Here is a 19,177-nt window from a genome sequence, read left to right as displayed (position 1 = left end):
AATAGAATTAACCATCTGATAGACAATAAAGCGTGTGTGGTGTTCACCTTTTACACTTTGTTTATGTGTTGGTTATTGTTTTTGAGATGATTTAGCGCAGTATGAGAGATGGTTGTAGCCCCATATTTCTATCGACTTGAAACGAAAACGGCTCCCTCAAGGAGCCGTTTTTTTGTATAGAGAAAACCCCCAGCTAGGCTGGGGGGTCCGTAAAGCTTACAGCTATAAGTCAGTTATATAACCCCTTTCAATTTGATAAAAACGTCTTGTGGTCTGGCAACTGCAAGAGTTAATTAAGAATTGAAAGGGGGTCCCAATGGGGGACGAAAAGAGCTTAGCGCACACGCGATGGAATTGTAAATATCATGTCGTTTTTGCACCTAAGTACAGACGGCAAGTGTTCTACGGAGAGAAACGAAGGGCAGTAGGAGAGATACTAAGAAAACTATGTGAATGGAAAAGTGTGAATATTATTGAAGCGGAATGCTGTGTAGATCATATTCATATGCTTTTAGAGATACCGCCTAAGATGAGAGTTTCATCATTGATGGGGTATTTGAAGGGGAAAAGTAGCCTGATGCGATATGAGCGATTTGGCAATTTGAAGTTCAAGTACAGGAACCGAGCATTTTGGTGTCGAGGGTATTATGTAGATACGGTGGGTAAAAACACGGGCAAAATCCAAAGCGATATAAAGCATCAGCGAGAGCAGGATAAAATGGGAGAACAGTAGTCGCTCCCATACTCGGGTAGCCCGTTTACGGGTCGCAGGAAATAGTCATATGCAAATGTGAGATCACTATGCGCCTGTTAGGGCGCAGCCAGTAGGAGAGCCTTATAGGCGCATATGAAAAACCACCGGCTATGCCGGTGGATACTTTTTTTCACTATCGGCTGATTTAGAAAATCAGGTGCGCATCGCCCGCAATGACGGGCAGCGTGATAATGGTACGGAGAATAAAGATCAAGAACAGTTCAAAAATGTTCACTGGGATCTTACCATCAAGCAGTAGTGAACCAATTTCCGACATATAGATAAGCTGAGTGACAGAAAGTGCGGCGATGATGAAACGGGTCATCTCATTGTCAATGGCCGCAGCAAGAATTGCAGGGATAAACATGTCTGCGAAACCAACCATGACGGTTTTTGATGCCGCCACCGCTTCTGGTACGCCCATTAGTTCAAGATACGGAATGAATGGCGCGCCAAGCATTTCGGACAGTGTGCTGTATTCGGCAATCACCAGCGCTATGGTGCCAAGGTCCATGACGACAGGCAACACGCCAAAAACCATATTTGTGGTGGCAAGCATGCCTTCACCCAATAACATCTTTCGTTGACTTGACCTATCCTGAACGTTTAAGTGTCAGCTCCATTCCTCAAGAGAATGATGTGTGGCCTGAAAAGGGAATTGCAGACTCAGGATGTATACCTGAAAAATGACAAGTTCGATAATTTTACTATTGCATTGGCTTTGCATATTGAGATAGATATTCGTTCACTGCGACACAGGAAGTTTTGAAATGTTGCTTCATCGACTCACGTACCTAGTGTGTAGCGACCTGTTGCGTGTACCGACTCGAGTGTAAATTCTTGCTACTTTTAATAATAACACGTGGTGATATGTCTTCGAGTTAAGTGCTAATAACTATCATTTTGGGTACATCGGAGAGCTTGTCGTTCATGTGTAGAACGCCATTTTTGATGAATCCGTACTCTCTAGGTCTACTAGTGTACAATTTGGTGGTGCCGCCTTGACCTACCCAATCAGAAACAATGATGGGCAGCTCTGGGCAATCCTTAAATACTATAGTGTCGGGTAGTTGGGTTTGTCGCCATTGATTTTTAATGTGATAAGAGCCACTAAAATTACATCCTTGATGTTGTTTTGTAAGAAGCTTAGTACCTATACATGTAGTCGATTAATGGGGTAGCTTTGAATATATGGGTAGATCATTGAAAGTTGCCTATACCGCTAAAATTTGGTGTTGCTATTTGCTAAGCTCATTGATGAGTAGTTAGCTAGTTCCCAATCTTGCAAAAGGCATTTCGCCAACAATCATGCAAGTTGTTCGTTGAAAATGACCAATTTTATCGAATAGGTGAAACGTCCCAATTCGGTCCCAAAGTAAATCGATATTTTCATAACCTAATGATAGAAAAAGTTTTTTCTATCATGCCCAATATGTTTTAAACCTGGTACAAAATGGCGAGACCGATTTAATCTGGCTTGGGCCTTACACCAATCATTACTCATCACTACAATATTGATGACTTCCAGAAAGGCTTTGATATCATGCGAAGCGGGCAATCTGGTAAGGTCATTCTCGATTAGATTCTAAAAAAATGGCAGCTTCGGCTGCCATTTTTATATCAGTCGCCATTTTGGAATCATTTTAATTACAAAATTGGCTTATTTCATATATAAACTAATAGATTATGTTTTTTCTATATGTGGTATATAGAAGAATAATGGACTAATTAAAGATTATTGAAAGTACCGAACGTTTTTTAACATGTGAGGCTTAAGTTTAAAGGTATTTACTGTAGAGTAGATTTAGGATGGCACATAAGTACAGAAAGCTACTAGCCTATGTGGGCTCGGAGGATGGGTGAGTAACCATAGAACTAGTTAAACTTTCTAGAAATGGTAATTCCTATCACCTTCAGGGAGATAGATGGCGTAGAATGCGATCTGGTTTTTTGGATGATGATAAATGCACTAATGATAGTGGGCGTACGATTAAAATCTCGCTTTTGAATAGACGCCACTGTCCTAATTGGGTAGATGTGAATGATATGTAAATATCTAACCTTGCTGAAGAGCAATACCGTTCATGGTTGGGTTGATTTCACTAACTGCAACTTTCAATTTATGCTCGCTTCTAATTATCAAACCCGTTAGCATTCTGACAAATTCATTTTAACAAGTAATACCCCATGTCTTTTCCTCCTTGCCCTAGCTGCACGTCCGAATATGTATACCAAGATCAAAGTAACTTGGTTTGCCCAGAGTGCTTCCATGAATGGAATCCTGACGAGCTTCTTGCTGAAGATTCCATTACCGTGAAAGACGCAAACGGAGCCTTACTGCAAGAAGGCGATAAAGTCACGATGATCAAAGATCTGAAAGTCAAAGGCAGTTCTCAGGTACTTAAGATTGGTACCAAAGCGCTAGTTCGCCGAATTGTCGATGGTAAGGACCATCAACTGGACTGCAAAGTCGACGGTGCTGGTGAGATGATGATTACGGCTCACTTTGTAAAGAAAGCTTAGAGCTTTTTCTATCTATAAAAACAAGGAAAGTAGAAATGAAATACATGTTTTCAATTGCGCTGATTATGACATCCATTTTTTCTAATGCAGCAAATGCTGCATTCATAGATTGTGGATTGCAAGAGCTACAGCAAGTTATGATTCAAGCAGATCGTGATGACGGGAATGCTCACGCAAATTCACTAGTTATCAAACTGAAAGACAATTCCTGCAATGGGCGTTCTTATCTTTATTTAAAAAATAACCATCCAGCGTATTCTGGAATGGTGTCCATTGCTCTTGCTGCGAAAGCAAATAATCAAAGCCTTAGAGTATATGTAAATAGCAGTCGTGTTTTAGGTTCTGCAACGCAAATTTCTATACTTCTGAACGAGTGATATCTTGAAGTTACCATTAGAGAGCGAGCTATTTCGCTCTTTTCTCTAAAATAACTCTCTGATTTATATTAATGAAATGAAAGTGTTACTTTGCTGATTGCATATAATCCAAAGGAAGGAAACTTGAAAGTAAGAAAAGCGATATTTGAAGATGCCCCCATTCTTCTGAGTCTAATAAACAAAAAAGCCGATTTTGACCGCTCTATGAGAGGGTTTGAAGGAGAAATCACCACCTCAGTTGAAAGAATTCAAAAAACATTTTTTAACTCAGAGCCTTTTGCTCATGCAATCATATTGGAAGTGAGTGATGAACCGATCGGTTTTGCGATTTTCCATTATCGATACTCTTCTTTTAGTGGTTTGCCTTCAGTCTGGCTTGATGATCTATTGGTTTTGAATACAGAGCGTTCAAAAGGTCATGGCAGAAAAGTTATGACTTTCTTAAAGGAACTAGCCCAAGAGAAAGGGGTATCGCATATTTCATGGACGGCAAGCCCCATCAACAATAGAGCACACCACTTTTATCTCAACTTGGGAGCTAAAATTGAACGGATGGATGGCGACCGACCGTTTTTCCGTTGGGACATTTAGTAAAACAGAGAATTGTTGCGAATGTATTGAAATGTCAGTGAGGGCACACCGATACCAGCCGATGATTTTCTGAACGCTTTGGATAGGGTATAAGAGTGCAATGCGCTTTTCCTATTTGCGGCAATAACATAAATCGGCTGGGTGAAGATGATTAGTACAATTTTCCTGGATTTTGATGGAGTAATCAGACACTGGGACAGTTCCGGCATAAGTCAGAGTGAATCAAAGCTTGGGCTTAAGCAGGGGACTTTGTTTAGTGTTGCGTTTTCCAAGGATTTTCTATTTCCAGCGATAACCGGAAAAACTACCCACGATAAATGGCAAGAAAGTGTGTTTAGAAAGCTATCATCTAACCACACCGAGATTATTGCCCAAGAACTCATAAAAGCGTGGAAAAAAGCTCAATCTACAATTGACCTATCGTTTTTACGCGACATAAAAGATGCTGCCCCAGAATGCCAGTTGGTACTAACCACCAATGCGACATCAATCTTAAGGGATGAATTACAGGCAGCGAATTTAGACTCCTATTTTGCTCACATAGTTAATTCGTTTGAAATTGGAGTATCAAAACCTGATGCCGAATACTTCATTAAAGCCATGAAGTTGAGTGAATGTATCGCTCAACAAGTCACATTTATTGATGACAGTGAAAATAACATCCTTGTTGCCAGAGAATTAGGCATTCAATCCCACCACTATAGAAATGCGAGAGAAGCACTCCAGTTTGTTAAACAGCAACTGACAAAAGCAAACCAAAAAGAATAAAGCAGGGAGTCACAGTGGAAACTACTTACATACTGGGTATCGCTTCGTTTTTCACCTCGGCAGTTGCAGGTGTCTTCGGTTTTGGCGGAGGGCTATTACTGATTTCCATACTTCCCGCATTTTTGGCGCCTCATCTTATTGTTCCTGTTCACGGTGTAACTCAATTAGCTAGCAATGTTTCCCGAATGTATTTTTCCTGGAGCAGTGTGCGCTGGGATTTTCTCCCCAAATTCATTGCTGGCACTTTACTGGGCGTGATTGTTTTTGGCTTCCTGATCGTTAGCATGCCCACGGAATACATTCCCTTGGCAATTGGAATTTATATCCTGTTGAATATCTGGAGTAAGCGATTTTCAACCTTCATTGGTCAATACGAAAGCTACTACGTTATTGGTTTTTTGCAGTCTGGACTTGGGTTGGTTGTTGGAGCAACAGGACCGCTTGCATTGAGCGTACTCACCAAAGATCTTGAAGATAAAAACCAGATTATTGCAACGAGTGCATTGTTCATGACCATCAGTCATCTGAGCAAGATATTGGTGTTTGGGATCATTGGTTTTTCGCTGACTGGAAACTTAGCTTTATTGACGGTTATGGTTATCTGCTCCGTTTTGGGTTCGTTTATTGGCACCCAGTTAAGACGAACGGCAAACAATGAGAAATGGATTTACGCGATTAAAGCATTGCTTACTGTTATGGCGATCAAGATGATTGCGACTGTGCTAATGTAAGCAACTCGTGGTGGATTTGAAACTTACTCTCGCTTACTTGTTTCTGCTACCGAATAAGATTGAAGCTAAGTTAAAATCACCCTGTTTATGATTGAGGGTTATATGATTCGATACTTACAAAGAAGACGTACCAAGAAGGTGATAAAACGTCTTTCACCGTTACTGATGAAAGGATATGGAAGTCGTGACTACTACACCGTTGGTCAGGTTGAAGCAAACAGTATCGAGTTGTGTAAACGCCAAAAACAAATAGTTTTGGCATTGTTTTGTGAGTACACGTCGCTCAAGTTCGACTCGGATAAAGAAAAACAAGCTGTCGCTGCAATCAGGCAAGACATTGCGAATGACTACTTTGAAGGTCGAGACTATAACGCGAGAGATATCCTGAACTTGTTGGGTGGTTCTGGGTGGAAAGGCGGAAACATGGATGACAACCTATCCCACCATTTTGGAATGCACGCACGATACTAAGTCGCCGTATATTCTCGCTTTTTAAATCTCCCTGAAGGTGGCTCATGCCACCTTTTTCTATTCCTTAGAGCCAGAAAAACAGATCGAACAGTCACAACCCAGTGGTGCAAATTGACGATACGTTTGTTCTTGATATGCTGATGGTTGTTTATAAAAAATATAGGCGCACCTATGAAAACTGCATTGATAACAGGAGGTTCCAAAGGCATTGGGCTTGAAATGGTTAGCCGGTGGGTGAATAAGGGCTACAAGGTGGTAACTTGTTCCAGAAGCAGTTCAAGTTGGGATAGTGCCGTTTCGAAACATCCGGAATTGAAGGATGTTGATTACCAAAGCTTAGACATCACTGACGAACGCGGTTTAGATCATTGGTATCAATACATCGCCCAAACCTACGGAAAAATAGACATCGCGGTGAACAATGCATCTCCTGCAATTGCATCTCTTGGAGAGTTCAGCTCGGTAGAAATAGAAGATCTTAAGTCTACGCTAGACAACGATTTCTGGGCGCAAGCACTGAATATTCGGTATCAGATTAAAATGATGTCTGCTGGCTCTACCATGGTTAATGTAAGCTCAATAAATGGACTAAGACCTACTCCAAATGCCACTATGTACTGCGCAGCTAAACACGCGATTGAGGGGCTAACACAGTCTCTGGCGTTAGAAAATATCGAAAAAGGTATTCGAATCAATGCTGTTGCTCCGGGTGCTACCTGGACACCGAGATGGGAAGAACGAGCCAAGAAAGATGAACAACTTCGTGACAATGTTTCGTCTCAAGTGCCCATTCAACGATTTGCCAGAATATCTGAAATCGCAGACGCCATAGATTTCCTGCTATCTGATAAATCGAGCTATATCGTTGGTCATACGTTGGTGGTCGATGGAGGAATCTCGCTAAAATAACTCAAAGGAAGGAGTCATGAGATGATTAAGCAAGTAGGTAATACCAAAATTCTTCCCAAACACAAAGCAACCTGCCACTGCGGAGCAGTCGTACTGGAGCTTACACTACCAAATGGCATCGATAACCCAAGGCGGTGCGACTGTTCTATCTGCCGCCGTAAAGGGGCGATTGTGGCATCAGTGGACTTGGATGGAATAAAGATCCTCAAAGGTGAGGACGTACTCAAGCTTTATCAATTCAACACTCAAACCGCTAAGCACTACTTTTGCTCAAATTGCGGAATTTATACTCACCATCAAAGGCGCTCTAATCCTCACGAATACGGATTCAATGTTGGGTGCTTAGAAGGCGTCAACCCATTTGATCTTGGTGAGGTGGTAACCAATGATGGCGTGAACCACCCAGCGGATCGCTGACGCGTTTAGAAGTCTTAATATCCTGTCAATTCCATATAACCCGAGCCAGAGTGCGAACCGCTAAACTGAACAGGACCTTCCCAATAAGGAATGGTAAGCGGCATTTTGGCATTCGGGTTCAGGGCTGAAACCGTCAGGTTAATCTTGTAATCAGGAATCTGAACTTGCCATTCTGTCGGATAAGATCTTCCATCAATCGCTGTTTGCGAAGTCGCGCGTAAGGTTATCTGCTCTTGGTCGATTGTTTTACTGCTGCCGTCTTTGTTCATCAGCTTGGCGTGAGCATAGCTGGTATCGCCTGATTCAGAATCTCTCAACTGAAAAACAACCAGACTGGTGTCTTCACTTAATCTAAGCGCAAACCAGTCCCAGCCTTGTTGAGAACCCAGCAGAAACTGAGAGCTCCACTCACGGTCAATCCAACCTTTACCCGTTACTTTCCTGATCTCGCCATCAATAAGCACTTCACCATCAACTTGGATAAAAGGCTGGCTGTAATAATAGGAAGCGACTTCGCCATTCTTGTCTTTCTGGCTGTACCCACTTTTACCTTGCTTTTGGTAAGGCGAATTGCTGGTTAAGGTTAACGAATATTCGAACCGATCGGATTTAACGTTAAGCGAGGCAGGAAAAAGATCACGGGTAGAAGATTTCCATTGCCAGTCATCAAGAAATACGCGTAGCGGAACGGTTTCAACCCCAGAGAGCTGAGGATGTGCACGAGACCACTTTTCATCGGCAAGGTGAGAATCCGATGTGGTAACGGCGCTGTGCGTCATATATATCTGGTTACCGGACCAGCTACTTTTTTCAGCCTGTTCTAAAGGGGAAACAGCAATACGAAATTGTGTCCATTGGATGCCGAGTGGGTTCCTGAGGCTGTCTTCTAAATTGGCGGTAAAGTACCACCATTCGTGACGAAAATCTGGGTGCGCACGGTGATCATCAGGCAGCCTTATCTCAACGCCTTCAGTCACCTCAGCGAACTGATGGTTTTGTTCCCCCAGCCATAATCCCATTCCTTGTTGGGGTTTATCTTCACACCCTGTCAGAAAAAGTAAAATCAAGCTTATTGAGGCTGTTTTAAACCAAGTACTCATCAAAGCACCTCGCTTTGTAAGCTGGAGATAAGAGGGCGGCTCACTAAGCGCCACAAAGGTAATGCCGTTGCGACAAGCGCCGAGGAATGGGTGACAAGCACAAGAACCAAGGTGTCACTCCAGCTCCATAAGTAATTAAGGCTCCAGCCAAATGCGCGAAGCGTGATGATGTCGGTAAGTACGTAACCCACAATGGCTCCCAAAGGCAATGCGACCATAAGGGTGAACGCTACTAACGCCGCAATCTGACCCAGAACTAACCCCATTAGTTTGGCTCGGCTAACTCCAATTGCGTGGAGCCGAGCAATGGCGGCTTTGCGTGCTTCGAGCAACATAAAACATGCACTGAATAACCCGATAACCGCGACCAGCAGCGTGACGCCATTTAGAGCACTAGTAATGGAGAAGGTACGTGAGAATATCTCTAGCGCGATGGATTTGATTTCTGCCTGATCATAAAGCTGGCTCGAATGAAGTTCCAGCCTTTGGATTAGCTCTTGCTGAACCTGATCGATATTGCCAGATACTTTCACTCCAAGGCTGGTTGGAGTAGGTGAAAACCCAAGTTGATTCCATAGATCTGGAGAAATCAAAACTTCACCATTTGGTGAACCATAGTCATGGAAAATAGCACCCACTTTAAGCGCCTTGTTGGACAAAGTGTCGACAACAAAATCACTTTCTAACTCCAGGTTAAGTTTAACGGCGGTGGGCTCGCTGATGGCAACGACTTTGCCTGAATAAAAGTTATCCCAAAAATCAGGTGTATGAGATTTAAAAACCATGGTTTGCTCAAGCGTGGACGGATCTTTAGTGCCTAGCAAAGTCGGTAAACCCAGAATTTTCTCGTCGACATAATACTGTTTATAAACTTTATCGACGCCCTCAAACTGATATAACGCCTGTTCAACTTCAGCCATTTTGCTCTGAGATGGGCTGACATAGATATCGGCATGCAGTTTTTTCTCTAACCATTGTTTTAGAGTGAACTCGAAGCTACCGACTAAGGTATTCATCCCTATGTTTGCGGTGACCGCCAAAAGTAACGCCATCATAGCGAGTGAAAGCGGGGCAATCAGTTCTTTCAGTTCCGCAAAAAGATAGAGCATGAGACCAGACGTGGTTTTCCCGACAGCCCAACACGAGAGAGTACTCATCGCTTTAGGAAGGAACAGTGGAATGGAGACGATCAACACACCCAGCCAGACCATGGTGAAGCGAAAATAATCGCTAGCCCAGAGCCCAGTCAGAGCGGAAGCAGACAAAACGACAGCAATAAAGAACAGTCGGTTTTCATTCGAGTTTTCTGGTGTTTGATATAAACCACTGTGAGAAGAAAGGGTTTGATTTACGCGCTGTTTAAAATGCTGCCAGCACGCCGCTAACGTCGCAACAAGCGTTAAACCCAAAGCTTGTAACCACCAGTGCCAGAACCAGGTTCCGGGAAGCAGAGTCGCGCCGTAAAGCTGTTCTAACGTCAGAGCAACCATAGGGTGCAGCCAGTGGCTCAATTGAATGCCCATGACGAAACCGAGAGACGATCCTAAGGTAACCAGAAAGATCAGTTCGATAAGTAGACTTGCAAAAACGGTTTTCTGGGTGATACCCGCTTGCTGTATCTGAACCAGCAAGCGATTTCGCTTGAGTAAACTGTATTTCACTCCGTTGTAGGCAATAAATAAACCTACCAGAAACGCTAACATACTCATGGCAGTGAGGTTCAGGTGAAAGCTATCGGTGAGTGACCCCAAGTCGGTACTTTGTGTATTAGTGATCAATTGCGCTTTTTGGTTAATGAACCTTTCCCAATTTGATGCTTCGGTTCCCTGATTATCAAAAACGGCGATATAACTAAGCTTGCCTTCTTTTTTCATCAGTTGTTGCGCGAACCCTATATCCATTAGCATTCTGCTACCCAGTTGCCACTGGTCGGGAACAGCAATGACGTCCGTTTCTACTCCTTCCAAAATGAGTTGACTGACCCCGCCCATGCTTTCGTGATGTGACTGGCTGACAAGGACCAATGGCTCACCAGCAAGAAGCCTTGCCAGAGGCAATTTTGAATCAAACAGAGAGACAGATGAGCTTTTAGTTACTGTGTTTTCGCGAGATGAAACTTGCTTATTAAACTGAGAAGTTATGGCAGAGATTAAATCACTGCCTTGTATTGACCAACGACGTCCCAGATTATCTCTCACGCGTCCTTCAATAACAGGTAAGGCTTGGTTTAATCCTGCCTGACGCACTGAAAAATAGACAGACTCGGGCAGGTAGTGTTGACCGGAAAGAGGGAGGATGAGGCTTTGTGCCTGTCCGCTAAGCTGCTCTGTTGATTCGGCATAACTGCGTTTGGCATTGAGATTAATGGCTTGCACCGCGACAAATAAAGTTACCGCTAGAACAATGCCAATCAATATTGCGACGGCTTGAAGTGGCGCCTGCCGGTAATGTGCGACGAAAATGGCGAGTGTGGAGCGAATATGCCTGTTCTCATTTAGACTCATGCAAACACCCGCCGACAAGGTGGTAACGGTGCTGCATGAATTCGGCACACGTCTCGCTGTGGGTGACTAAAACAATGGCAGTATTCGCTTGCTGGGCGATGTCTTTTAGCAAGCCCATTACCTCCAGTTCTACACCTTGATCTAAGTTACCAGTTGGTTCGTCAGCTAAAAGAAGTTGAGGCTGGTGGGCAAGAGCTCGGGCAATGGCAACTCGTTGTTGCTGACCACCAGAAAGTGCAGACACATGCCGATTGAGGAGCTCGCAGATCGACAGCTTATCTACCAGATAATCACACCAGTCGTTCCACTGTTTACCGTTTAGTTGAAGTGGAAACGCGATGTTCTGCTGAACGTTAAGGGGAGTCAGTAGATTAAACTGTTGAAACACCACCCCGAGTTTTTGATAGCGGAAACGGCTCCACTGAGCTTCCTTCCATTCAGATGTGTTGTCGCCATCAATCCATAGCTCTCCGGCAGAAAGCGGTTCAAACCCCGCAATGATATTGAGAAGTGTGCTTTTTCCACTTCCGCTGCTTCCGGTAAGTGCAACACTTGAAGCTGAGGAAAGCGCATAGTTAACGTCATTCAATACATGGTGGGCTTCTTTACCATCCACAAAGTGTTTTGACGCATTTTTAAGTTCAACTAGTGGTTGTCCCAACCCGTGGCTCCCTGTAATTGAAGGCATTGATATCAATACGAAGTTTGTCTGCCAATGGTGTCAGATATTGATTTGAATTTATACCCAGACAAAAAAAGAGAAGAGCGATAGATCACCTTATTTGTATCAAACCCGAGCCAGCAAACAGGATTTCTGGCTGGGTGACCAGCTATGAGACGAAATCCACATCATTAGTGGGTGATTTGACCAATAATCGAATCAAAATACAAAAAAGGAAGTAAGCAATGTTACTGATGATATTAGGATTACTGATGTGGAGTGCGATTCATTTTGTTCCCACTCTCGCGCCGCAGCTAAAGAGAAATATGATTAACCAGGTCGGAGAAAACGGCTACAAAGGAATATTCTCTCTCTTAGTTGTCGCTGGTTTATTGATGATCATATTTGGTTGGCGAAGCACCATTCCAAACTATCTTTACGTGCTAGACCCTGAATTTAGAGGGCTGACCATGTTGCTCATGCTGGTGGGCTTTATTCTGTTTGGCGCTGCGCAGGGTAAAACCAGAATTAAGCGTTATATACGTCACCCTCAATTGATGAGTGTGATTGTCTGGGCGGTGGCACATTTGATCAGTAACGGTGAACAACGGTCTGTACTGTTATTCGGTGGTTTAGCCTTGTGGGCGGTTATCGAGATTATTGTGATTAACAAAAGAGATGGTGAGTGGGTGAAGCCAGATATTCCCCCTGTTTCTCAGGAACTGAAAACGCATGTTATCAGCCTGGTTTTATACTTTATTACCGCATTTTTCCTGCATGTTTATTTGTCTGGTATACCACTTCGATAACGCATAAAAATCGTATTGACGTACTCTCAATACAGGCATACTATCCGCCTGTATTGGGGAGTAGTCTACTAAGAACTCTTAGTTTGTATGTCGTCATCCCGTTAAGCGTTCGCTTTTCCGGCATACAAAGGTATAAGCCCTTAACCAGCTTTCACTCTGACGAGACCAACGCATTCAAGGAGCAGTGTTCTAGCCTGTAACGGTTTGAACATTCGCAGGTTTGCGGGGGTAGTCGTATCTGTCTCTTCCGCATGTTTGTTTGTGGAATGAGGTGTGTTTTGAGTCCTATCACTTATTTTGCATTTGGTGCACTGACTTTACTGTTGGTGTGTGTCGATATCTGGCAAACCCGAGGCGGTCAGGTCACGGTAAAAAAAACCGCGATCTGGAGTGTAATCTGGGTTTTGGTCGCAATGGCATTTGGTGTTTCTATTCTGTTTTTCTGGGAATGGTATGCGCCTGAAAGTCACTACAGTTCAGGGAAAGCGGCAACGGCGTTCTTCACCGGTTATCTGCTTGAAAAATCACTGAGCGTCGACAACCTGTTTGTTTTCGCGATCATTTTTCATCAGTATCTGGTTCCGGCAGAATTGAGACCCAGAGCTCTGTTGTGGGGGGTTATTGGAGCTTTGGTGCTAAGAGCTGCCATGATTGCAGTGGGTGCACAGCTATTAGAGCAATTTCATTGGATACTGTATGTGTTTGCCGCCTTCCTTATCTGGACGGGTTATAAACTGACTCAGCCTGAAGAGGAAGAAGCATTAAGCCCGCTTCCTGAACGTTTGATTCGCAAGGTGGCAAGAGTCTCAAACGAATTTCATGGTAACGCGTTGGTTCGTCGCGACAAACTAGGCCTAGTGCTGACGCCAATGGCGATTGTGATTGCAGTTATTGCGATGATGGACGTAATGTTCGCGCTGGATTCGATTCCGGCGATTTTTGCGGTAACTCGTGAACCATTCTTGGTGCTGGCGGCAAATGTGTTTGCGTTGTTGGGGCTCCGATCTCTGTACTTTGTGTTGCAGAGTATGATGGACAAATTTGTTTATCTTAAGCCTGCACTGGCGTTCATCATGGTATTTATCGGCATCAAAATGTTGCTAGTAGAAACAGCATGGGCAATTCCTACGTACGTTTCGTTGGGAGTACTGGTGTCGGTTATGGGAACGGCAATTGTAGCGTCGGTAATGAAAACCAGAGGAAACAGGGAAGGGGTTCAGGAGGAATCGATTAGCTAGACAGAAATGTCGAGCATTGTGCCTATCATGTCGTTGGAGCGGGTTACCACACTTGCTCCAACACTGTTATAGCTTTTTGCCTGATTCAGTTTGGTGGCAGCTTCTACGTAATCCGATTCTTGGCGATCTTGCCTTTCGCCGGCAATTTCTTCGCGTTTGATATCGCGCTCTTCATCTGCGGTCGGAAGCTTATTGAAAGACTCTTCGTAAACTTCAGCTTGTTCTTCTTTCGCTAGTTCGGTTTCACGGGCTTCTTCAGCACGCTCAGAGGCTTGGACTTCTTCATTAGGTTGGGATTCGCGAATGCGTTCTTCTGCTGCCACTTCTTCGAGGCGCGCTCTTTCAAGACGAGCTTCTTCGTTCAGCTCCTCTGTCGCCTGCTTAGCCATGGTTCTCGATTGTTGGAGAATGACATGACCTGAATGTATGGATGAGACTGGCATGGGTAGGTACCTCGAGATCTACTTAAAGGTTAAACTTTAGCCAGTAAAAGTTCAACTTTCGTTTAGAGATTAATCTCTAAAAAGGCGGAGAATGGTATCTAGTTCCTCTTCGGTTAACTCAACTTGTTGATTGTTCTTGTCTAGCTTCCCTTCAATCTCTATCTGTAAGTCTTTAAGTTGCGCAGGCGTCAACTCAAGAACCTTGCTCCTTAACTGTTCGTACTGATGCTGTGGCATTTTTCTATTCCCGATTTTGATAGTTTTCAATGTCTCATTTGCACCGATATTGAAACTTTGTGCGCCAAATATTAACGCAACCTACATTAAGAGCATCGAAATCTTGATTTGTTCAATTTTTGTCAGGAATTGCTCAAATAATATGGGTAATGTGATCTTTACCCAGAAACTTAAATGGGACCATTGAAGAAAGCCGAGCAAATTCGTTGCTCGGCTAGGGAGTTACTGGACTCTTACAGCGAACTTTGAGGCTAACGAATGGAGCTCAGGCAGCATTCGATAGACAAGATGAAGTTGTTGAAGAACTAGTCGTGCGGAGCTTTCGTCTTCTTCACGCCATTCACTCAGACGCTTTTCTATGTCTGTTTCTGCAATGGTGGAAAGATCGCAGTCTTCGCACTGATCATTCAACTGCTGGTGCAGTATTTCCAAATGTTTGTGTATGGCTCGGTGAGAATCCAACACCAACTGGTGAATGGTTTCGTCTTCTAACCGTGTTCTGTGCGCACCTAATGCAGAAACATAGCTAAGCATGGCATGATTCAGAGTTAGAAAACGGAAGCTCTCATCAACGGCGGCTTGATATTTACCCGGCTCTATCAGCATATTACTGATAGATGAACTCAGGTTGGCATCTTTGTTGTGTGCGTCTCGGCGGGCAATGCGATAGGCGAGGGTGTCTTTTTTCCCAACACGATACTGCCCGATGATTTGTGCCAGATAGCTTTGATTTGCGAGAACCGATTCCGCCATAACTTTGTGCAATCGCTTTGAATGCCAGTCCGGCAGAATAAATGCAACAGCAACGACTGCTAATGCGCAACCTATCAGGGTATCTGCCAGCCTTGGCAGAACGACAGCAAACCCTTCACCCAACTGGTTAAAGCAGAACAGAACCAACAGGGTAATAAAAGCGGTCGCAAATCCGTAATTGTTGATGCGAAAAGCAAAAAACAGAATGCCCGAAAGCACAATAAATACCAACTGGCTTTCCTGAGACGGGAAGAAGGTTAACAGGAATACCCCTACCAACAACCCAGCTATGGTGCCAATAACTCGTGCTGTCAGTTTTTGTCTGGTCGCACTGTAGTTGGGTTGGCAGACAAATAAAGTGGTTAGAAGTATCCAGTACCCCTTATCAATACTGAATGCCTGAATTAACCCATATCCAGCGGTAAGGGCTATCGACATTCGTACTGCGTGGCGAAACAGAATCGAATTTGGTGTCAGATTGCTCTTAATCCTCAACCACATCGCTTTCGGTGTGTGCGCTGTGGTGTCATCCAGCACGTCATCGTTCTCGTTCTGTTTTACATCAGGGTTACTGACATTACTTAACTGCTTCTCAACGGTTGATAGGTTTCTGAACAGATAAGAAAGCTGACTGAGTGACAGCGACCAGTCGCGACGTTTTTGGTCCTGAAGATACTGCATTGAGTCGTTGAGTTCGTTCAGCGCTTGCGTGTTTTGAGGGTCATGCTGATATTGAGTGCCCAGGTTCAGTGATTTTGCGATATGGCGACAAGCTTTCGCCTGTGTTTGCAATAGATGTTTAAAGCGGAAAAGCACGTCGCTGTGGTTAAATTGCTCGGCAAGATCCTGATAACGATAGTGAGTTGAACTAACGCGCTCGTGAATATCCTGTGCGAGAAAATAGATGTTCAGGAAACGGTCACTCGGTCCGTCAATGTGCCCTCGTTTTGAACGGGAAAGCAAGGTAGCTTTGCATTGATTAAGTGCGGTTACCGTTGCAGCGTTCAGGCTTGCTTCTTTGATTCGGTGTGGCTGAGGCGTCAGGTTGGTCACCGGGTGAAACAACTCGCTTTTGGAGTCCAGATAATTAGCTAATTGTTCAAATACGTTGGCTAAGCTCTGCTGAACGGGCTGCATTGGCCAGAAGATCTGCCAAACCATCGAAATGAAGTAATACCAAGCTGCTCCGGCAAGTAACATCACAGGCTGGAACCAGATGTTTGGGCTTTCATGCGCACCAAGCATGGTGTAAATGGCGATCAGCAAAGAGCCAAAAGCAATGCTCGCGTATCGAGGACCAATGGCTCCAAGCATGATAAAGGCAAAGGTTGAAACAAACAGGCCAACGGCGAACAGCACTGGTTGGTCAAAAAGGAACTCTATAGAAAAGGCAGCGATGGCAAAACAGATGAATGTGAGAATAAGAGCACGCATTCTCCCCCAGAAGCTGTCGTCTGTTTCCGCAAGAGCGGCGGCAATAATGCCTAGAATCAGAGGGATAATGGCAGTGTTCTGCTCGTAAAACCAACAGGGAATCACAATCCCTAAAAGTGCAATCGCAATGCGAACGCTGTAATTGATGGTTTTGTTTGCCCAATAGTGGCGAAAAATCGTTGTTAATGGCACGGGGTAAGTTTTTCTTCTTATAAAGGAATCCGTAAGTTACATGATTCGACCTTAGCAGGGATATGACCCAGCACCAAGAAAAAGCGCGGTTGTTGAAGAAATACTCAATAGCGCAACGATTTAAGTTGACTTTACGTTGTTCTGATTCGCTACGTGATCTAAGATTCTTACTCCATTCGATTATAGGTTTAATACATGCAAGTCACGGCGTCGCGGTCAGCCAAATTTTTAATACAAAGTGAATACAATGAAGTCTGTATTGAAGGCGATAAGCTGATACTAAACTCGGCGCAAAGTGAAGAGCACATTCCTTTTTCTGTATGGGACGGCTCCATCACCCTCAAACGAGGTCTTATGTGGGGCAGCCTGGTTTTCCATGCTCATGCCAAAAATAATAAACAACAAGCCTGGTTAGTTCAGGGATTACCCTGGGAGGACTGCAATCGCTTCGTAAAGCAAGCCCAACATGAATATTCCAGTTGGCATTACAACCAATGTAAGAGCCTGAACGAAAAACTCCCAAGTTGGCAGGAAACGTTGGATCTTATGCGAAGCCAGCCTGCTTATCTGCCTACTTCCCAATTGAATAACTGGAAAAATGCCGTTTCTGAAGATTTCGCTTTACTCAATATGAGCCTTGAGGAAGCCCAGCAGCGTATGCCCGATGCGATGACAAGCGTGTCCGACTGGCTAATCAACGGTGAATCGAATCAGAAAACAAGAAATCTGGAATGGTTGGAAAAAGAAAGAGAATACTGGCAGGTTCTTTTTGCTCAGGTGGAATCCAGCCCGCTCAACTTATCCCAGCAGCAAGCCGTGTTAATGAACAATGATCATAACCTAGTATTAGCCGGGGCAGGGACAGGCAAAACCAGTGTATTAACCGCGCGAGTCTCCTATTTACTGCAAAGCCATCAGGCAAAACCAGAAGACATGTTAATGGTGGCGTTTGGTCGTGATGCTGCCAGCGAAATGCGTCAGCGTCTGGAAACAAAGTTGGGCAGTGACGGACAAGCAATCAGCGTAAAAACCTTCCACCAGCTCGGGCTGGATATTATTCGTCACGTAGAAAATGAAAGTGTCGAAATAACGCCATTGGCAACCAATGACAACATGAAACAAGCATGGTGTGTGCAGTGGCTGAAACAGCATTGGGCAACACAGAATCAGTTTAAGCGCTGGCAGAAGCACCTTTCGCAATGGCCAATTGCATACCTGAAAGGGGATGAAGAACTTGGGTCTCAGTCCGAAAACCCTAAGCTAATCGCGTGGCTTGAAAAACAGTTAGAGCAACTGTGTGCGATGAATTTCGGCAAGAAACAAATCCAACAGCGCATTGTTGATCATGATGAGTATCCAAGGCTCAACAGTGAGCTTCAATTAGTCTGGCCGTGTTATCAGGCATGGCAACAAATGCTCAAGGACAATAATCAAATTGATTTTCATACCATGATCACTAAGGCGACTAAGTATGTGGCGTCTGGAAAATATCGTCCGCAGTGGCGATACGTTATGGTCGATGAGTATCAGGATATTTCTCCGGCTCGGCTTGAGCTGTTGGAAGCCATTTGTCATCAACCCAAAACTAAGGAACAAGCCTCTCTGTACGCCGTTGGGGACGACTGGCAAGCGATTTACCGCTTTGCTGGGGCAGACGTTAGCCTGACGACCGATTTCGATAAACGTTTCCCGGGCGCATCGATCCACTATCTGGACACCACTTACCGCTTCAATAACATGATTGGTGAAGTTTCTTCCAAGTTTGTTCAGCAAAATCCGGATCAAATTCAAAAAACTGTGACTAGTCATAAGACCATCAAACAAAAGTCGGTGGTTTTGTTGCATATGTCTATACTTGAGAAATCGCTTCTTGAATTAGACCAAAAACAAACTTCAAAAAAAGAAGTACTGCTACTGGGACGCAATCACTACCACTGTCCGGAGCAATTAAAGGACTGGCAAAAGTCCTGCTCTAATTTGGATATTCGGTTTATGACGTGTCATGCAAGTAAAGGTCAGGAAGCGGACTTTGTATTTATTTTAAGTGTCGATGAAGGTCAGTTTCCGGCAACAGAACGTCAACACCACCTCGATAGTGCACTAATACAAACCCAAGACACCTATGCCCATGCAGAAGAACGCAGACTGTTTTATGTTGCGCTGACTCGGGCGAAATCGAAAGCGTGGGTAATGTACGGAGCGCATCCGTCTACTTTTGTAGAAGAGTTGCGAGAAGGAGGTTACCCCGTCGTTAAAAAATAAAGG

18 protein-coding genes and 2 pseudogenes are annotated in these 19,177 nt (G+C 44.2%); 13 read left to right on the top strand and 7 right to left on the bottom strand.

The features are described from left to right. Positions 1-316 precede the first annotated feature (316 nt). Positions 317-733, top strand: a complete 417-nt coding sequence (gene tnpA / locus QMG91_RS24130; protein WP_281830590.1) for an IS200/IS605 family transposase — start codon at positions 317-319, stop codon at positions 731-733. Positions 734-899: 166 nt separating this feature from the next. Here tnpA and QMG91_RS24125 read toward each other — a convergent pair. Beyond that, positions 900-1,428 (bottom strand): annotated as a pseudogene (locus QMG91_RS24125) (YjiH family protein); the annotation flags it as partial. A 767-nt stretch (positions 1,429-2,195) separates the two neighbouring features. Between QMG91_RS24125 and tdh the strand changes: the two are divergent. The 9 genes and pseudogenes from tdh to QMG91_RS24080 form a co-directional block, all read left to right on the top strand. Next, positions 2,196-2,336 (top strand): annotated as a pseudogene (tdh, locus tag QMG91_RS24120) (L-threonine 3-dehydrogenase); the annotation flags it as partial. Between the two features lie 605 nt (positions 2,337-2,941). Further along, positions 2,942-3,277 carry a zinc ribbon domain-containing protein YjdM gene (locus QMG91_RS24115; protein WP_022612595.1) on the top strand — a complete coding sequence of 112 codons (336 nt, stop codon included), beginning with the start codon at positions 2,942-2,944 and terminating at the stop codon, positions 3,275-3,277. A gap of 35 nt (positions 3,278-3,312) precedes the next feature. Further along, positions 3,313-3,654 (top strand): hypothetical protein, encoded by a 342-nt coding sequence (locus QMG91_RS24110; RefSeq protein ID WP_281830589.1) that lies wholly within the window; start codon positions 3,313-3,315, stop codon positions 3,652-3,654. Positions 3,655-3,777: 123 nt separating this feature from the next. After that, a complete protein-coding gene (locus tag QMG91_RS24105) occupies positions 3,778-4,245 on the top strand; it encodes a GNAT family N-acetyltransferase (protein ID WP_281830588.1) in 468 nt (155 codons plus the stop codon). 147 nt (positions 4,246-4,392) lie between these two features. Next, positions 4,393-5,013 carry an HAD family hydrolase gene (locus QMG91_RS24100; RefSeq protein WP_281830587.1) on the top strand — a complete coding sequence of 207 codons (621 nt, stop codon included), beginning with the start codon at positions 4,393-4,395 and terminating at the stop codon, positions 5,011-5,013. Positions 5,014-5,027: 14 nt separating this feature from the next. After that, entirely contained in the window at positions 5,028-5,744 is a 717-nt protein-coding gene (locus tag QMG91_RS24095; protein WP_281830586.1) for a sulfite exporter TauE/SafE family protein, read from the top strand. 102 nt (positions 5,745-5,846) lie between these two features. Next, positions 5,847-6,215, top strand: a complete 369-nt coding sequence (locus QMG91_RS24090; protein ID WP_281830585.1) for a DUF6559 family protein — start codon at positions 5,847-5,849, stop codon at positions 6,213-6,215. A gap of 171 nt (positions 6,216-6,386) precedes the next feature. Beyond that, positions 6,387-7,124, top strand: coding sequence for an SDR family NAD(P)-dependent oxidoreductase (locus tag QMG91_RS24085; RefSeq protein ID WP_281830584.1), 738 nt, complete (start codon positions 6,387-6,389; stop codon positions 7,122-7,124). Positions 7,125-7,148: 24 nt separating this feature from the next. Next, positions 7,149-7,541 (top strand): GFA family protein, encoded by a 393-nt coding sequence (locus QMG91_RS24080; RefSeq protein ID WP_197540567.1) that lies wholly within the window; start codon positions 7,149-7,151, stop codon positions 7,539-7,541. Between the two features lie 14 nt (positions 7,542-7,555). Here QMG91_RS24080 and QMG91_RS24075 read toward each other — a convergent pair whose 3' ends face one another. The 3 genes from QMG91_RS24075 to QMG91_RS24065 are packed head-to-tail and all read right to left on the bottom strand — an operon-like array spanning position 7,556 to position 11,806. Continuing rightward, positions 7,556-8,641, bottom strand: coding sequence for a lipocalin-like domain-containing protein (locus QMG91_RS24075; RefSeq protein ID WP_281830583.1), 1,086 nt, complete (start codon positions 8,639-8,641; stop codon positions 7,556-7,558). Next, a complete protein-coding gene (locus QMG91_RS24070; RefSeq protein ID WP_281830582.1) occupies positions 8,641-11,145 on the bottom strand; it encodes an ABC transporter permease in 2,505 nt (834 codons plus the stop codon). Before QMG91_RS24070 ends, QMG91_RS24075 begins: the two co-directional genes overlap by 1 nt. Then, positions 11,132-11,806 (bottom strand): ABC transporter ATP-binding protein, encoded by a 675-nt coding sequence (locus QMG91_RS24065; protein ID WP_281830581.1) that lies wholly within the window; start codon positions 11,804-11,806, stop codon positions 11,132-11,134. Before QMG91_RS24065 ends, QMG91_RS24070 begins: the two co-directional genes overlap by 14 nt. Before the next feature lie 245 nt (positions 11,807-12,051). Here QMG91_RS24065 and QMG91_RS24060 point away from each other — a divergent pair, with 245 nt between their 5' ends. Continuing rightward, positions 12,052-12,615: an NnrU family protein gene (locus tag QMG91_RS24060; protein ID WP_281830580.1), complete on the top strand. Its 564-nt coding sequence runs from the start codon at positions 12,052-12,054 to the stop codon at positions 12,613-12,615. A 278-nt stretch (positions 12,616-12,893) separates the two neighbouring features. Continuing rightward, positions 12,894-13,853, top strand: coding sequence for a TerC/Alx family metal homeostasis membrane protein (locus QMG91_RS24055; protein ID WP_281830579.1), 960 nt, complete (start codon positions 12,894-12,896; stop codon positions 13,851-13,853). Here QMG91_RS24055 and QMG91_RS24050 read toward each other — a convergent pair. From QMG91_RS24050 to yccS, 3 genes are all read right to left on the bottom strand, one after another. After that, positions 13,850-14,296 (bottom strand): hypothetical protein, encoded by a 447-nt coding sequence (locus QMG91_RS24050; protein WP_022561521.1) that lies wholly within the window; start codon positions 14,294-14,296, stop codon positions 13,850-13,852. The two genes, QMG91_RS24055 and QMG91_RS24050, sit on opposite strands and share 4 nt — an antisense overlap. A 69-nt stretch (positions 14,297-14,365) precedes the next feature. Next, complete coding sequence (locus QMG91_RS24045; protein WP_022561520.1) at positions 14,366-14,533, bottom strand: hypothetical protein; 168 nt, start codon at positions 14,531-14,533, stop codon at positions 14,366-14,368. A 222-nt stretch (positions 14,534-14,755) separates the two neighbouring features. Next, positions 14,756-16,912 (bottom strand): YccS family putative transporter, encoded by a 2,157-nt coding sequence (gene yccS, locus QMG91_RS24040; RefSeq protein ID WP_281830578.1) that lies wholly within the window; start codon positions 16,910-16,912, stop codon positions 14,756-14,758. Between the two features lie 195 nt (positions 16,913-17,107). Between yccS and helD the strand changes: the two genes are divergently transcribed. Beyond that, on the top strand, positions 17,108-19,174 hold the full coding sequence (gene helD / locus QMG91_RS24035; protein WP_281830577.1) for a DNA helicase IV: 2,067 nt from the start codon (positions 17,108-17,110) through the stop codon (positions 19,172-19,174). Positions 19,175-19,177 lie beyond the last annotated feature (3 nt).

The sequence above is a fragment of the Vibrio nigripulchritudo genome (assembly GCF_027924785.1).
Classification (GTDB): Bacteria; Pseudomonadota; Gammaproteobacteria; order Enterobacterales; family Vibrionaceae; genus Vibrio; species Vibrio nigripulchritudo.
Note: the sequence above shows the minus strand (reverse complement) of the source record. Positions and strands in the feature narration are given on the sequence as shown.

What these genes read in the sequence shown, in the direction of transcription:
- tnpA (WP_281830590.1), top strand. Translation starts at nt 317, where the DNA reads ATGGGGGACGAAAAGAGCTTAGCGCACACGCGATGGAATTGTAAATAT.
- QMG91_RS24115 (WP_022612595.1), top strand. Translation starts at nt 2,942, where the DNA reads ATGTCTTTTCCTCCTTGCCCTAGCTGCACGTCCGAATATGTATACCAA.
- QMG91_RS24110 (WP_281830589.1), top strand. Translation starts at nt 3,313, where the DNA reads ATGAAATACATGTTTTCAATTGCGCTGATTATGACATCCATTTTTTCT.
- QMG91_RS24100 (WP_281830587.1), top strand. Translation starts at nt 4,393, where the DNA reads ATGATTAGTACAATTTTCCTGGATTTTGATGGAGTAATCAGACACTGG.
- QMG91_RS24090 (WP_281830585.1), top strand. Translation starts at nt 5,847, where the DNA reads ATGATTCGATACTTACAAAGAAGACGTACCAAGAAGGTGATAAAACGT.
- QMG91_RS24085 (WP_281830584.1), top strand. Translation starts at nt 6,387, where the DNA reads ATGAAAACTGCATTGATAACAGGAGGTTCCAAAGGCATTGGGCTTGAA.
- QMG91_RS24075 (WP_281830583.1), bottom strand. Translation starts at nt 8,641, where the DNA reads ATGAGTACTTGGTTTAAAACAGCCTCAATAAGCTTGATTTTACTTTTT.
- QMG91_RS24070 (WP_281830582.1), bottom strand. Translation starts at nt 11,145, where the DNA reads ATGAGTCTAAATGAGAACAGGCATATTCGCTCCACACTCGCCATTTTC.
- QMG91_RS24060 (WP_281830580.1), top strand. Translation starts at nt 12,052, where the DNA reads ATGTTACTGATGATATTAGGATTACTGATGTGGAGTGCGATTCATTTT.
- QMG91_RS24050 (WP_022561521.1), bottom strand. Translation starts at nt 14,296, where the DNA reads ATGCCAGTCTCATCCATACATTCAGGTCATGTCATTCTCCAACAATCG.
- QMG91_RS24045 (WP_022561520.1), bottom strand. Translation starts at nt 14,533, where the DNA reads ATGCCACAGCATCAGTACGAACAGTTAAGGAGCAAGGTTCTTGAGTTG.
- helD (WP_281830577.1), top strand. Translation starts at nt 17,108, where the DNA reads ATGCAAGTCACGGCGTCGCGGTCAGCCAAATTTTTAATACAAAGTGAA.